This is a genomic window from Polaribacter sp. NJDZ03 (assembly GCF_019263805.1).
Classification (GTDB): domain Bacteria; phylum Bacteroidota; class Bacteroidia; order Flavobacteriales; family Flavobacteriaceae; genus Polaribacter.
On record NZ_CP079195.1, the window covers coordinates 430991 to 445965 of the forward strand.

At 29.2% G+C, this 14975-nt stretch carries 13 protein-coding genes; 9 read left to right on the top strand and 4 right to left on the bottom strand.

Annotation, left to right across the window (positions count from 1 at the left end; genetic code table 11):
- Nucleotides 1-32: 32 nt before the first annotated feature.
- Both KV700_RS01795 and smpB read right to left on the bottom strand, forming a co-directional pair.
- Nucleotides 33-962, bottom strand: coding sequence for a geranylgeranylglycerol-phosphate geranylgeranyltransferase (locus KV700_RS01795; protein ID WP_218598871.1), 930 nt, complete (start codon nt 960-962; stop codon nt 33-35).
- A gap of 38 nt (nt 963-1000) precedes the next feature.
- The gene (gene smpB / locus KV700_RS01800) at nt 1001-1468 is read right to left on the bottom strand and encodes an SsrA-binding protein SmpB (protein ID WP_165733248.1); all 468 of its coding nucleotides are present in this window, start codon (nt 1466-1468) and stop codon (nt 1001-1003) included.
- A 101-nt stretch (nt 1469-1569) separates the two neighbouring features.
- Between smpB and KV700_RS01805 the strand changes: the two genes are divergently transcribed.
- Entirely contained in the window at nt 1570-2316 is a 747-nt protein-coding gene (locus KV700_RS01805; RefSeq protein ID WP_166384771.1) for a DUF6503 family protein, read from the top strand.
- A gap of 370 nt (nt 2317-2686) precedes the next feature.
- Nucleotides 2687-2923: a hypothetical protein gene (locus KV700_RS01810; protein WP_218598873.1), complete on the top strand. Its 237-nt coding sequence runs from the start codon at nt 2687-2689 to the stop codon at nt 2921-2923.
- A 106-nt stretch (nt 2924-3029) separates the two neighbouring features.
- Here the strand turns inward: KV700_RS01810 and KV700_RS01815 are convergent, their stop codons facing one another.
- Both KV700_RS01815 and clpB read right to left on the bottom strand, forming a co-directional pair.
- Nucleotides 3030-3527, bottom strand: coding sequence for a phosphoglycerate mutase family protein (locus KV700_RS01815; protein ID WP_166384775.1), 498 nt, complete (start codon nt 3525-3527; stop codon nt 3030-3032).
- Between the two features lie 155 nt (nt 3528-3682).
- Nucleotides 3683-6289 carry an ATP-dependent chaperone ClpB gene (gene clpB / locus KV700_RS01820; RefSeq protein WP_218598874.1) on the bottom strand — a complete coding sequence of 869 codons (2607 nt, stop codon included), beginning with the start codon at nt 6287-6289 and terminating at the stop codon, nt 3683-3685.
- A gap of 166 nt (nt 6290-6455) precedes the next feature.
- On the opposite strand from clpB, the gene ytxJ reads away from it, so the two are divergent.
- From ytxJ to KV700_RS01855, 7 genes are all read left to right on the top strand, one after another.
- Nucleotides 6456-6857: a bacillithiol system redox-active protein YtxJ gene (ytxJ, locus tag KV700_RS01825; protein ID WP_166384779.1), complete on the top strand. Its 402-nt coding sequence runs from the start codon at nt 6456-6458 to the stop codon at nt 6855-6857.
- A gap of 59 nt (nt 6858-6916) precedes the next feature.
- On the top strand, nt 6917-8467 hold the full coding sequence (locus tag KV700_RS01830; protein ID WP_166384781.1) for a DEAD/DEAH box helicase: 1551 nt from the start codon (nt 6917-6919) through the stop codon (nt 8465-8467).
- Between the two features lie 604 nt (nt 8468-9071).
- Nucleotides 9072-10463 (top strand): arginine decarboxylase, encoded by a 1392-nt coding sequence (locus KV700_RS01835; protein ID WP_218598876.1) that lies wholly within the window; start codon nt 9072-9074, stop codon nt 10461-10463.
- A gap of 13 nt (nt 10464-10476) precedes the next feature.
- Nucleotides 10477-11424 (top strand): agmatinase, encoded by a 948-nt coding sequence (speB, locus tag KV700_RS01840; RefSeq protein ID WP_218598877.1) that lies wholly within the window; start codon nt 10477-10479, stop codon nt 11422-11424.
- 9 nt (nt 11425-11433) lie between these two features.
- Complete coding sequence (locus KV700_RS01845; protein ID WP_218598879.1) at nt 11434-12966, top strand: carbon-nitrogen hydrolase family protein; 1533 nt, start codon at nt 11434-11436, stop codon at nt 12964-12966.
- Between the two features lie 93 nt (nt 12967-13059).
- Nucleotides 13060-14028: a deoxyhypusine synthase family protein gene (locus KV700_RS01850; RefSeq protein WP_166384789.1), complete on the top strand. Its 969-nt coding sequence runs from the start codon at nt 13060-13062 to the stop codon at nt 14026-14028.
- A 99-nt stretch (nt 14029-14127) separates the two neighbouring features.
- Nucleotides 14128-14406, top strand: coding sequence for a hypothetical protein (locus KV700_RS01855; protein ID WP_218598881.1), 279 nt, complete (start codon nt 14128-14130; stop codon nt 14404-14406).
- Nucleotides 14407-14975 lie beyond the last annotated feature (569 nt).

A 14975-nucleotide genomic window follows, 5' to 3' on the forward strand; every position in this document is an offset into this window, starting at 1 on the left:
GTTGTTCATCCTGCGAAAGCAGAAATCAATTTTTATTTTAGTCTAAATAAAACCATAGATAAAATTCCGAAAAGCATAATAACTTTCATTAAATTACTAAGTAAGCTAAAATCTTTTTTACTTTCAGAACTCCATAATTTATACATAAAATAGAGTAATGGTAGTAAAATAAATAGAATTCCGTAGGTTAAAAGTACATACTCCTTTATTAAAGATTGTAAAATAATTAAAAGAAAAACCAATAAAACGGCGCAAAAGAAAAAAGCGACTTTAGAAGCTCTTTTTCTTCCAAATAAAATAGGTAATGTTTTTGCTTTTATTTTTAAATCACCATTAATATCTTCTATGTCTTTAATTATTTCTCTAATAAGATTGGTTAGTACAGAAAAAACAATATAAGTAATTGTTATTAATAGTAAACGAATACTCGTTGCCATGTTACTTATTACTTCTAATAAATTACTGTTATGTGCTTTTGGTTCGTTAAAAATTACAGTGATAAACACTACTAAACCTAAGAGAAGCGACACTATTAAATTACCAATAATAAGTGTTTTTTTTAAGTATTTAGAATATAGAAATAGTACTAAAATGGTTCCTATAAAAAAGAAACTGTACAAACTATTTTCAATAGTAAAAGACAAATATGTGCCCAAGAATAAACCTAAAATAGTACTAGAATAGTAAAGAATCCAAGCCTTCTTTTTAGAAATAGATTTTTCTAGAATTACTTTTAAAGGCTTGTTTATTTTGTCTGCCTCAATATCAAAAATATCATTTATAATATATCCACCAGCAGTGATGCTTAAAATACTTAAAGCGAGTAGTGTAAATTGATAATATGTTAAAGTAATGCCTAAATAAGTAGTATGTATTAAGGTGTAATTTTTAAAACTAAGATTGCTAAAAAAAATAGAATCTATTACCGCATATTTGGTTAAAACCATTGTTAATAAAACCATTAAAAGGTTTTTGTAACGAATAAGTCTTAAAAAATCCATTAACCGTTAAAGCTCTTTTTAATACGTGCTAAATCACGTTTGTTATCTCTGTCTTTTATAACTTCTCGTTTGTCGTGCGTTTGTTTTCCTTTTGCCAATGCAATTTCTAGTTTGGCAAAACCTTTGTCATTAATAAACAAACGTAAAGGCACAATCGTATTTCCTTTTGCTTCAACGTCTTTTCTTAAAGAACGTAATTCTCGTTTGTGCATTAATAATCTACGCTCACTTTTTGGTTTATGGTTAAAGTGGTGGCCGAACATGTATTCTTGAATATACATATTAACAATAAACAATTCTCCGCCATCATTAAATTCACAAAAACTTTCTGTAATTCTAGCCTGACTTAAACGAATAGATTTTATTTCCGTTCCGGTTAACTGAATTCCAGCCACGTATTTGTCTAGAATTTCAAATTCGAAACGCGCTTTTTTATTCTTTATGTTTATCTTTTTCTGAACAGCCATAGACTGGTTTTAATTTTATAATTTTAACAAAGATACATTTTTACTTTGGTCAAAGAAATGTAATTTTGAAATCTATTATCCACCTAATAAAACAACAACCCATGAAACATTTACCAATCCTTTTTTTAGCGTTCTTAATTTCTTGTAAACCTTCTGAAAACAAGTTGACTGCACAACAAGTTATTGATAAAGCCATTATTTCATCTGGTGCAGATAAAGTGGCTAATTCTGAAATTAAATTTATATTTAGAGACAAAGAATATATTGCAAATAGAAGTAATAATGGAAATTTTGAACTCACAAGAAAACAAAAAGATGAAAAATTAGGACTTATTACTGATGTTTTAAGTAATGACAAGTTTAAAAGATTGGTGAATGGAGTTCCCTACCAAGTAAACGATTCAATTGCAAATATTTTATCTAATTCTGTAAATTCTGTGCATTATTTTTCTGTATTACCATTCGGATTAAATGACAAAGCTGTTGTAAAAAAATTATTGCCATCGATTATTTTAAAAGATAAAGAATATTATAAAGTACAAGTTACTTTTTCTGAAGATGGAGGAGGAGAAGATTTTGATGATGTTTTTATTTATTGGATTGGAAAACAAGATTTTTTAGTTGATTATTTAGCATATTCTTACCATACCAACGACGGAGGAAAACGTTTTAGAGCTATCAACAAAGAAATCTTAAAAAACGGAATTCGTTTTGTAAATTATGATAATTATAAGCCTTTAAACAAAGAAATTTCTTTAACAGATATTGATAAAGCTTTTGAGAAAAATGAGCTTAAAAAATTGTCAGAAATCAATTTAGAAAATATCGAAGTACAGCTTTTAAAATAATCTTGATAAAAACGTTTTATCTATTTTTTTTGAAGCTGTTTTCTACTTGGAGTTTATCTTGAGAGCAGTCGAAAGGCACTCGCTTTTTTATTCAGAAAATAATAAAAAAGAGTTCAAATAATTGCTGCAATGAGGGCTACCTGTGTTTGTTAACTAATTGTATTTAATCAATAATTTTACTATTTAAAAAAGGAAATGCTAATTGGTGAATTTTCTATATATAACATTGATTATCTAAAAATAAGTAAAAAAATTAAAAGAAATATTATTAATAGTTCTGTTAGTTGTAGTAAGATTTTCTGTGTTAATTTTATCAATTCCGTTTGTAATATTTAAATATTTTCAAAGGAAAAAGTTTCAATATAAATATATGAAATTTCTAAATGAAAATGAAGGGAAGAATTTTTTCTGCTATAATAATAGAAAAAAATCAAAAGATTATATAGAAAAAAGTATCCTTCTAAGCCTAAATAAAGATGTTGAAATCGTATATTTAAAAGGTAGGAATATCGAATCGAAATACAACAAAGAGTTTATTTCTGAAGCTTTATATGGATTAAAGCAGTACAGTAAATTTCCTCATTTAATGAAAATTAGAAACGGATAATTAATTGATAAATCAATAAATAATCCGTTTTTTGGAATTCTTAAAATGAACAAACCTTAAACTGAATTGTTAAGTGAAATCAATAATTTTTTTCAAACTTAAAAAATTACTCAACTTTTTCTATAACACTCGTTTTTTTATCACCAGTAATAGTAACAATATATAAACTAGCATTGTTGTTATCATCCATAAATTGATACTTTTCTTCCTCTAAAATTTTATTAGCAAAAATGGGTGTAGTATTACTATGACCAACTATTAAAACAGTTTTTCCTTTTGTAGCTTGTTTAAAAATAGAATCGTACATTTTGCTAGGGTTGTACGTTTGTATTTCTAAATTTTTACTTTCAGCTGTTGGTTTGGCAGTTTGTATGGTTCTGTTGTAGTTTGTAGAGTAAATAGCATCAAACGGAACATTTTTAAAACGATTTGCCCATTTTTTAGCTCTTTCTTGTCCGTTTTTATTCAAATTAGGATTTCTATTAGTATTGTCTATTCTAACTTTTTCTGCATGACGAATTAAATAATAGGTAGTTGTTTCATCTTTAGAACAGGCTGTTATTAAACTAAAAGTAAGTATAATAAGGAATAAAATTTTTTTCATAAGAGTATGTTTAAAGTACGAATATACTTAAAAAAGAAAAGCGATGTTTTTTCAAACACCGCTATATTTTTAACGCCATTGCGAGACACGAAGCAATCTGTAGTTTATATTCACAGATTGCTTCGTCGTTTCTCCTCGCAATGACAGTATTTTTATCAATTTTCTACCAAATCAGACTGATTTCTAAAAACCAATTTGTCATCAAAAGCATCAATTAAAATAATACTATCTGTTGTGATTTTTCCTGATAAAATTTCTTTAGAAAGCTGATTTAAAACCTCTTTCTGAATGACTCTTTTTACAGGTCTTGCTCCAAATTCTGGCTGATAACCTTTTTCGGCCAAATACGTAAGAGCTTCATCAGTTGCGTCTAACGTAATTTCTTGTTTACCAATCATTTTCTTTAATTGGGCTATTTGTAATTTTACAATTTCAAATATATTTTCCTTGTTTAAAGGGGTAAACATAATTACATCATCAATTCTGTTTAAAAATTCTGGTCTTACAGATTGTTTTAACAGTGCTAAAACTTCAATTTTAGCTAACTCAGTTGCAGCGTCTAAATCTGCTTTTGGGTTGCTGAATTTCTCCTGAATTATATGACTTCCTATGTTAGAGGTCATGATAATAATCGTGTTTTTAAAATCAGCTACACGTCCTTTATTGTCTGTTAATCTTCCTTCATCTAAAACTTGTAATAAAATATTAAAAGTATCTGGATGTGCTTTTTCAATTTCATCTAAAAGCACCACAGAATAAGGTCTTCTTCTAACCGCTTCTGTTAATTGACCACCTTCATCATACCCAACATATCCCGGAGGCGCTCCCACCAATCTACTCACAGAGTGTTTTTCTTGATATTCACTCATATCAATACGTGTCATAGCGTTTTCATCATCAAAAAGATATTCTGCCAATGCTTTTGCCAACTCTGTTTTACCAACTCCGGTGGTTCCTAAAAATAAGAAACTACCAATAGGTTTATTTGGGTTTTGCAAACCAGCTCTAGAACGTCTTACGGCATCTGCCACAGCAACAATTGCTTCTTCTTGTCCAACCACTCTTTTATGTAATTGACCTTCTAGCCTTAGTAATTTTTCACGTTCAGACTGTATCATTTTGGTAACCGGAACTCCAGTCCATTTAGCAACCACTTCTGCAATATCATCATAGGTTACTTCCTCTTTTATTAAAGATTTTTCAGACTGATTTTCTGATAAAACCTTTTGGAAACCTTCTAAATCTTCTTGGGCTTTTTGCATTTTCCCATATCTAATTTCGGCAACTTTACCGTAATTTCCATCACGTTCTGCTTTTTCTGCCTCCATTTTTAAATCTTCTATGGCAGCTTTTGCATTTTGAATATTATCAACGACATCTTTTTCAGATTTCCACTTTGCATTCATCTCATTACGTTCTTCTTTTAGATTTGCTAAATCAGAACGTAAAGATTTTAACTTGGTCTCGTCTTTCTCACGTTTAATGGCTTCAATTTCAATTTCTAACTGCATCACCTTTCTGTCTAAAACATCTAGCTCTTCTGGTTTAGAATTTATTTCCATACGCAATTTAGCCATGGCTTCATCCATTAAGTCAATCGCTTTATCTGGTAAAAAACGGTTGGTAATATAGCGTTGAGATAATTCTACAGCACCAATAATCGCTTCATCTTTAATACGTACTTTATGGTGAGTTTCATATTTATCTTTTATTCCTCTTAAAATAGAAATAGCACTTTCTGTATCCGGTTCATTTACCTGTACTTTCTGGAAACGTCTTTCTAAAGCTTTATCCTTTTCAAAGTATTTTTGATATTCGTCTAACGTAGTTGCACCAATTGCGCGCAATTCTCCACGAGCCAAAGCAGGCTTTAAAATGTTTGCTGCATCCATAGCACCTTGTCCGCCACCAGCACCAACTAAGGTGTGAATTTCATCAATAAATAATACGATATCTCCATCGGCACTTGTTACTTCTTTAATTACAGATTTTAAACGCTCTTCAAACTCACCTTTATATTTTGCACCTGCAATTAATGCGCCCATATCTAAAGAGAAAATAAGTTTTCCTTTTAGGTTTTCTGGTACATCTCCATCTACAATTCTGTGTGCTAAGCCTTCTGCAATAGCCGTTTTACCAGTTCCTGGTTCACCAACCAAAATTGGATTATTTTTAGTTCTACGAGATAAAATCTGTAATAATCTACGAATTTCTTCATCTCTACCAATTACTGGATCTAATTTACCGTCTTGGGCTAATTGATTTAAGTTTTTAGCAAATTTATTTAAAGAATTATAAGTTTCTTCTTGACTTTGAGATGTTACTCTTTCTCCTTTTCTTAACTCGTCTATGGCAGCTTGTAAGTGCTTTTCTGTAACACCTTGGTCTTTTAAAACCTGAGCAATATTACTTTTAGATTTAAAAATAGCTAGAATTAAATGTTCGATAGAAACATAATCATCTTTCATTTTTTTAGCAATAACAGCAGCTTCTGTTAAGGTTTTACTAGCTTCTCTAGAAATCATTAATTCTGCACCAGAAACTTTAGGTAAACTCTCTAATTGTTTGTCTAAAATTTGTTCTACAATATTTATATTGATGTTCAACTTTTTCAAAAGAAATGGCAAAACATTTTCATCAACTTGTGTTAAAGCTTTAAAAATATGCTCATTTTCTATTTGATTATGACCAAAACCTTGCGCAATCTGTTGCGCCATTTGTATGGTCTCTTGCGATTTTGTTGTATAATTGTTAAAGTTCATATTTTGTTTTTTTTATTTTTCTTTTGATAAGTAATAAGCAATTTTAATACCATATAGATAATGTATGTAAGATAAGTCAATTTGTCTTGTAAAACCTTGTTTTTGCTGACTTTTTGACATTTGAAAGTTTCTTATATTTACATCGACAAACCAATAAAAATAGATAATGAGTATATTTAATAAGATTTTTGGAGCAAAGGCAGATGATACCTCAAAAGTAGAAAAAGTGTCATACTTAAATTGGATTCCTTTAACTTCTATGGAAGAATTAGAGAAAATTAAAGAAATTTCTAAAACAGAAGCTGTTTTAATTTTTAAGCATTCTACAAGATGTGGTATTAGCAGTATGGTAATTAAGCAATTTGAAAAGCTTTTTACAGAAGAACATAAAAATTTAAAAGTCTATTATTTAGATTTATTAAATTACAGAAATATTTCTGATGAAGTAGGGTACACCTTTCAAGTAATGCACCAATCACCGCAATTAATAGTGGTTAAAAATGGTATTTCTATAGAGAGTGCAGCTCATTATGATATCACAAATACAAATTTATCGAGATTTATATAGTATAAACTTGCATAAACCCTTATTTAAGTCTTATTTTTGTAGCCTAAATTTATATTCCTTTGGCAGAGATAGACACTTCAGTAAAGAAAGTAGGTAAAGAATTATACGGTTATCAACAAGATGCACTTCAAGAAATTTTTAGAAGGTTTAAAGATGCGCCTAAAGATTACCATTTATTATATCAATTACCTACAGGAGGAGGGAAGACTGTAATTTTTTCTGAAATTGTAAGACGTTATTTAGAAACTTTTAAAAAGAAAGTTTTAGTATTAACGCACAGAATTGAGTTGAGTAAGCAAACATCTAAGATGTTAAAAGAATTTGGTGTTGCTAACAAAATTATTAATTCTACTGCAGTTTTAGACGATCAAGAAGATTTTAGTTGTTTTGTTGCCATGGTGGAGACCTTAAAAAATAGGTTAAATGATGACAAACTAGATATTTCTGATATCGGTTTGGTAATTGTGGATGAGGCGCATTATAATTCTTTTACAAAAATCTTTAAATTTTTTGATGAATCTTTTATACTTGGTGTAACAGCAACTCCTTTGAGTTCTAACATTAAGTTGCCAATGTATGAGAATTATCAAGAGTTATTTGTTGGAGAAACAATTCAGCATTTAATTGATCATGAATACTTAGCAAGCGCAAATTTATATTCTTATAATGTTGGTTTAACTTCATTAGAAGTAGGAGCAAATGGAGATTATACGGTAAAGTCTTCTGAAGATTTATATACCAATTCAGACATGCTTTCTAAATTAGTTTCAGCATACGAAGAAACTGCAAAAGGAAAGAAAACCTTAATTTTTAACAACGGTATTAACACTTCTATACAAGTGTTTCATGCGTTTAAAAAAGCAGGATATCCAATTGCGCATTTAGACAATACAAATACAAGAGCAGAGCGAGAGCTTATCTTAAAATGGTTTAAGAAAACACCAGGAGCAATTATTTCTTCTGTAAGTATTTTAACAACAGGTTTTGATGAGCCAACCATTGAAGCAATTATATTAAATAGAGCAACAAAATCGTTGACTTTATACTACCAAATGATTGGTCGTGGTTCTAGGGTTTTAAACAATAAAAGTACTTTTGATGTTATCGATTTAGGTAACAACTTTCATAGATTTGGTCCTTGGGGAGCAGATTTAGATTGGGAGAAAATGTTTAGAGCACCAGACTACTATTTAAATGCAATTCTTTCTGATGAAGATATAGAAAGCACTTTTAGATATGAGTTAACTGCAGATGTTAAAAAAGAGTTTGAAAAATCTACCGATACTTATTTCGACATGAAAAAAGTATATATAGATACTATTAGACAAGGAGAATCTTCTAAAAGGGTTTTAGAAAAGTCTATTGTGCACCATGCAAAAATGTGTATAGAAAACAGTGAAGACGTTTTTGATGCATTAATTTTAGCCAAATTATTAGGTGAAGAAATTGATGATAGAATTAATAGATATGCAAAGTGTATCTCTAAAAGTACACACAATTTTGTAACGTGGTTAAAAGATGATTATAGAAAGAAATTAAACGCTTATTTAAGAACTAATTTTGATGAAGATTTTGAAGAAATTCATGGTCACCCACCAATTGAAGAATAAAAAATAAATTTTAAAATTTTATATTTTTGAAATTGTTTCAAGATATCTAATGAAGTAATCATAAAATCTGACGAAATTCAGATTAACAAAAAAACTCTGAATTTTCAGAGTTTTTTTTGTTTTAATATATTTCCTTTAATTTGCTAAAAAAAAGCTTCTTTTTGAAACTTTTAGATTCTTATTTTGGTTAAATCTCTTAGCTTATTCTGAATAAGAGTTTGTAACCTCTTTATTTACTATTGTTTACAAGTAAAATTAATAACCAAAAAAAAATGATTTTTTTTTTTGATTATGTTATTTGTATTTAAAAAAAATATACATTTGTTCAACTTATTTAAGTAAAATGTATCGTTTTTCTTATTTCGGAAATAACTCTCAGTCGGAGAATGAAAGTTATATAGCATTTTGGAAATGCAACGAAAAAATTAAGGTCTCTCCATTTTCAATTCTTCCAGAATTGCAGCTTTTCTCAAAGTTGCATGTTGTTTACTTGCAAATATTACAGTGATAAACCTCTTATTTTAGAGTTATTATTTCTATACTATAACATAAGTAATGTTGTCGTTTAGATGAATTTATCATATATTTAATTTAAAAAACAAAAGTGAACACTAAATACATAGATTTAATTGAGCAAACGTTCGATTTCCCACAAGAAGAATTTAAAACAGAAAACAACAAATTATTTTGGCACGGAATAAATTTAATGGAATTAATAGAGCAATATGGTTCTCCATTAAAATTTACTTATTTACCAAAAATTTCAGAAAATATCAATAAAGCAAAGGGTTGGTTTCAAAATAGTATTGAAAAACATAACTATAAAGGAAAATACTTTTATAGTTATTGTACAAAAAGCTCTCATTTTAAACACATTTTACATGAAGCTTTAAAAAATGATATCCATATAGAAACATCTTCTGCTTTTGATATAGATATTGTAAACAACCTTAAAAAAGAAGGAAAAATAAAAGACGATACGTATGTTATTTGCAACGGATTTAAACGTGACCAATACATTAAAAATATTGGAGGCTTAATTAACTCTGGTCATAAGAACGTAATACCTATTATAGATAATTACGAAGAAATTAATCTATTATTAGATGAAACTGATAAACAGATAAATGTAGGTATTAGAATTGCATCAGAAGAAGAGCCAAAATTTGAGTTTTATACTTCTAGATTAGGTATTGGATATAAAAATATTGTTGCTTTTTACGAGCGAGAAATCGCTACAAATACACAAGTAGATTTAAAAATGTTACATTTTTTTATCAATACAGGTATTAAAGACAATGCCTATTATTGGAATGAATTGATGAAATGTTTAAATGTGTACATCAACCTAAAAAAAATATGCCCTACGTTAGATTGTTTAAATATTGGTGGTGGTTTTCCTATTAAAAACTCATTGGCTTTTGATTATGACTATGAGTATATGATTGATGAAATTATCAATCAAATAAATGAAGTTTGTAAAGATGCAGGAGTAGATGTGCCAAATATTTTTACCGAATTTGGAAGCTTTACTGTTGGGGAATCTGGAGCTGCTATTTATCAAGTTTTATATCAGAAAAAACAAAATGACAGAGAGCGTTGGAACATGATAAACTCTTCATTTATAACAACTTTACCAGACGCATGGGCAATTAATAAGCGTTTTGTTATGTTGCCAATTAACAAATGGAACAAGCAGTATGAACGTGTTTTATTAGGTGGTTTAACCTGTGATAGTGATGATTATTACAATTCTGAGCAACATATAAACGGAATTTATTTACCTATTTACGAAAAAGATAATCCGCTGTATATTGGTTTCTTTAACACGGGTGCCTATCAAGAATCTATTGGAGGCTTTGGAGGGTTACAGCACTGTTTAATTCCACATCCAAAACATTTAATTTTAGATAGAGATGAAGATGGAAATTTAACTTCAGGAGTCTTTAAAGAACAACAAAAAAGTAGCGAATTATTATCAATTTTAGGGTATTAAAAAGAAAATTAAAATGAATTTAAATAAAACATATGCAGGAATTTCAGCAGAATTTGGAAACCTGTCAACTTCAAAAGTAGTAATTATTCCTGTTCCTTATGATGGAACGAGTACCTGGCAAAAAGGTGCAGATAAAGGTCCTCAAGCATTTTTAGATGCTTCAGAAAACATGGAATTGTATGACATTGAAACCGATTCTGAAGTATATAAACAAGGTGTTTATTTAGCAGATGCAGTTACAGAAAATTCTTCTCCAGAAGCAATGGTAGAAGAAGTACATCAAATTACTAAAAAATACATTAATAGAAATAAATTTGTTACCGTTTTTGGTGGTGAGCATTCTGTTTCTATTGGAACTATTAGAGCTTTTAATGAGTGTTTTAGCAGTTTAACAGTACTACATATAGATGCACATGCAGATTTAAGAAAAGAATATGATGGTTCTAAATGTAACCATGCTTGTGCAGTTTATGAAGCTAACCAAAATACAAATTTGGTGCAAGTTGGTATTAGAAGTATGGATATTTCTGAAAAAAGAGAAATGAATCTTGATAAAGTTTTCTTTGCACATGATATGGCTGTAAATGAGGATTGGGTAGAAGATGTAATCGATCAATTAACTGAAAATGTTTTTATTACGTTTGATTTAGACGCTTTAGACCCTTCTATTATGCCATCTACAGGAACTCCAGAACCAGGAGGATTGTTTTATTATGAAACCTTAGAATTTTTAAAACAGGTTTTTCAACAAAAGAATGTGGTAGGTTTTGATATGGTTGAGTTATGCCCTAACGAAAATGAAAAATCATCAGACTTTTTAGCTGCAAAATTATTTTACAAAATGTTAAGCTACAAATTTGCATCAAAAGATGATACGTATAATAATAGTGATGATGATACTGATACGAATCCGTTTAGTAAATTATCTAAATTTAAGGATGATGAAGATGATAACTTTTAATTTTATATAATGATTCAAACAATTGAAAATATAGAACTTCATTATCTAACTTTAACTGATTATAAACAGTTTAAAGAAGCAATGATTCAGGCATATTCAAGTATGCCAGGTTCTTATTGGAGTGAGAATCAGATTAAATCTTTAATAGAAAAGTTTCCAGAAGGACAGGTTGTAATTAAGATAAATGGAGATTTGGCTGGTTGTGCGCTTTCTCTTAGATTAGATTATGATAGTTTTGATGAACAGCACACGTATGAAGATATAACCGGAAATTATACTTTTGATACCCATGATGAAGATGGAGATATTTTATACGGAATAGATGTTTTTATAAAAAAGGAATACAGAGGATTACGTTTAGGTAGAAGGTTGTATGATTATAGAAAAGAACTTGCAGAAAAATTGAATTTAAGAGGAATTGCCTTTGGAGGTAGAATTCCGAATTATCATAAATATGCAGCTACTTTATCGCCTAAAGAATACATTGCGAAAGTAAAACGTAAAGAAATACATGATCCTGTTTTAAATTTTCAAATTTCAAATGATTTCCATCCTTCAAAAATTTTAAAAGGATATTTAGAAGGAGATGTAAATTCTGGTGAATTTGCAGTTTTATTAGAATGGGATAATATTTACTACGAGAAAAAGTCTAGAAAAGCGGCAACAAAGAAAAAAGTAGTTCGTTTAGGGTTGATTCAGTGGCAAATGCGTTTGTATAAAGATTTGGAAGAATTAATGCAACAAGCAGAATACTTTGTAGACGCTGTTGCTGCTTACAGATCGGATTTTGCATTGTTTCCAGAGTTTTTTAATGCGCCATTAATGGCGGATAATAATCACTTGCCAGAATCTGAGGCTATTAGAGAATTGGCGAAGTATACACCAAAAATTGTTCTGAAATTTTCTGAGTTAGCAATTTCATACAACATTAATATAATTACTGGTAGTATGCCAGAAATTAAGGATGGATTGTTGTATAATGTGGGGTATATATGTAAAAGAGACGGTTCTAAAGAACGTTATGAAAAACTACACGTTACTCCAGATGAAGCAAAAGTTTGGGGAATGCAAGGTGGTCATGAATTAAGAACTTTTGATACAGATTGTGGTAAAATTGGTGTTTTAATTTGTTATGATTCTGAGTTTCCAGAATTGAGTAGAATTTTAGCAGAAGAAGGCATGGACATTTTGTTTATCCCGTTTTTAACGGATACTCAAAACGGATATTCTAGAGTACGTCATTGTGCACAAGCTAGAGCTATAGAAAATGAATGTTATGTTGCTATTGCAGGTAGTGTTGGTAATTTACCGAAAGTAAATAACATGGATATACAGTATGCGCAATCTATGGTTTTTACACCTTGTGATTTTTCTTTTCCTGCAAACGGAATAAAAGCAGAAGCAACCACAAATACAGAAATGATTTTAATTGCTGATGTAGATTTAGATTTATTAAAGGATTTAAACCAGTTTGGTAGCGTACGTAATTTAAAAGATAGAAGAAAAGACATCTTTGAAGTTCGAAAACTTCCAAAAAAATAAATAATTAATTACATCTTTCGATGTGAACTACATTAGGTAATCGAAATGAGATTACTTCGTTCCTCGCAAAGACAAAAAAAATGAATAAATAAAATGAGCAAACCAATTACAAATTTTATAGAAAAATACTTTTTACACTTTAATGCAGCCGCTTTAGTAGATGCAGCAAAAGGGTACGAAGCACAACTAAATAAAGGGTCTAAAATGTTAGTTTCTTTAGCAGGAGCAATGAGTACTGCAGAACTAGGGAAGATTTTTGCAGAAATGATTCGCAAAGATAAAGTGCAAATTATTTCTTGTACAGGAGCAAACTTAGAAGAAGATGTAATGAATTTAGTAGCGCATTCTCACTATAAGCGTGTACCAAATTATAGGGATTTAACTCCGCAAGACGAGTGGGATTTATTAGAAAAAGGCTTAAACAGAGTTACTGATACTTGTATACCAGAAGAAGAAGCTTTTAGAAGAATTCAAGAACATATTGTAAAAATTTGGAAAGAAGCAGAAGCAAATGGTGAACGTTTTTTACCGCATGAATACATGTATAAATTATTATTGTCTGGTGTTTTAGAGCAATATTACGAGATAGACATTAAAGATTCTTGGATGTACGCAGCAGCAGAAAAAAACTTACCTATTATTTGTCCGGGTTGGGAAGATTCTACCATGGGTAATATTTTTGCTTCTTATGTTTTAAAAGGCGAATTGAAAGCGAGTACGGTAAAATCTGGAATTGAATACATGACTTTTCTTGCAGATTGGTACACAAATAATTCGGAAAACGGAATTGGATTCTTTCAAATAGGGGGAGGAATTGCTGGAGATTTTCCAATTTGCGTAGTACCAATGTTATACCAAGATATGGAAAGACCAGAAACGCCATTCTGGAGCTATTTCTGTCAGATTTCAGATTCTACAACAAGTTATGGTTCTTATTCTGGTGCAGTACCAAACGAAAAAATTACTTGGGGTAAATTAGATATTGATACGCCAAAGTTTATTATAGAAAGTGATGCAACGATTGTTGCTCCATTAATTTTTGCATATTTATTAGAAATGTAAATAAAATTGTCATTCCGAAATGAGCTTTTTTGCGATTGAGGAATCTTAACATGAGATTTCTCTTCTCTCATTCGAAATGACAAATAAAACATCAATATTATGAAAAGAGTAATCGTAGAATACGCAAAATTGACTACGGACATATTAGATATGTTGGTAGAAAAATATCCTGACGGATATGATTATGAGAATGTTATTTCTTTTAAAAATGCAAAAGGAGAAACCATAAAAGCAGTAGAAGTAAGGACTGATGATACTATTTATTTAGTGAAAATTAGCTCTAAACTAGAGCAAACTATGGAAGATTACGCAGAAGATGAAGATTCTTTTGATGAGGATGAAGACTTAGATGTAGATGATCTAGAAGACGAAATATAAGTAGTAAAAAAATCCTTTAAATAAATTAGAGGTAAAAAATGAGTAAATAGGAGTAGAAACCATTGTGTTTTTACTCCTATTTTTTTTGTTATTGATTAATAGTTGTTTAAGTGTTTTTATAATGGAAAAAATATGACTGAGTGATTTTTTCAATTTATAGGAGCTAATTACTCCAAAGACAACCTCTTTAGAAAAATTAATGAACTAATTTATTTTTTTTAATGATAAATAGGTAAGCAGATGTTGTTCAAATAACAGACTTAATTTGAAAAGTAAGATCCATACTCAAATATTTATTATTGAAAACGATTTATACTATTTTAGATGAAGTTGAGAACTCTCTATTTGATGTTTATTTTTAAATACTTCGTTCCAATGAACTATTAAGTTAGTTGTTTTAAAACTTTTATTAAGTACTCAATTTTTTATATTTTAGAAATTTATTCTATATTAAAAAAGGGTGTTTTAACCCAAATTATAAAAATTAATATTTTTGTTTTATATATTTTAAGGGAATAAAATATTTTGTATAGAAATTATCTCTTATTTACTATTTAATTAGATTTTGT

What these genes read in the sequence shown, in the direction of transcription:
- KV700_RS01805 (WP_166384771.1), top strand. Translation starts at nt 1,570, where the DNA reads ATGAAACATTTACCAATCCTTTTTTTAGCGTTCTTAATTTCTTGTAAA.
- KV700_RS01845 (WP_218598879.1), top strand. Translation starts at nt 11,434, where the DNA reads ATGATTCAAACAATTGAAAATATAGAACTTCATTATCTAACTTTAACT.
- smpB (WP_165733248.1), bottom strand. Translation starts at nt 1,468, where the DNA reads ATGGCTGTTCAGAAAAAGATAAACATAAAGAATAAAAAAGCGCGTTTC.
- KV700_RS01850 (WP_166384789.1), top strand. Translation starts at nt 13,060, where the DNA reads ATGAGCAAACCAATTACAAATTTTATAGAAAAATACTTTTTACACTTT.
- clpB (WP_218598874.1), bottom strand. Translation starts at nt 6,289, where the DNA reads ATGAACTTTAACAATTATACAACAAAATCGCAAGAGACCATACAAATG.
- KV700_RS01795 (WP_218598871.1), bottom strand. Translation starts at nt 962, where the DNA reads ATGGTTTTATTAACAATGGTTTTAACCAAATATGCGGTAATAGATTCT.
- speB (WP_218598877.1), top strand. Translation starts at nt 10,477, where the DNA reads ATGAATTTAAATAAAACATATGCAGGAATTTCAGCAGAATTTGGAAAC.
- KV700_RS01810 (WP_218598873.1), top strand. Translation starts at nt 2,687, where the DNA reads ATGAAATTTCTAAATGAAAATGAAGGGAAGAATTTTTTCTGCTATAAT.
- KV700_RS01815 (WP_166384775.1), bottom strand. Translation starts at nt 3,527, where the DNA reads ATGAAAAAAATTTTATTCCTTATTATACTTACTTTTAGTTTAATAACA.
- KV700_RS01855 (WP_218598881.1), top strand. Translation starts at nt 14,128, where the DNA reads ATGAAAAGAGTAATCGTAGAATACGCAAAATTGACTACGGACATATTA.
- ytxJ (WP_166384779.1), top strand. Translation starts at nt 6,456, where the DNA reads ATGAGTATATTTAATAAGATTTTTGGAGCAAAGGCAGATGATACCTCA.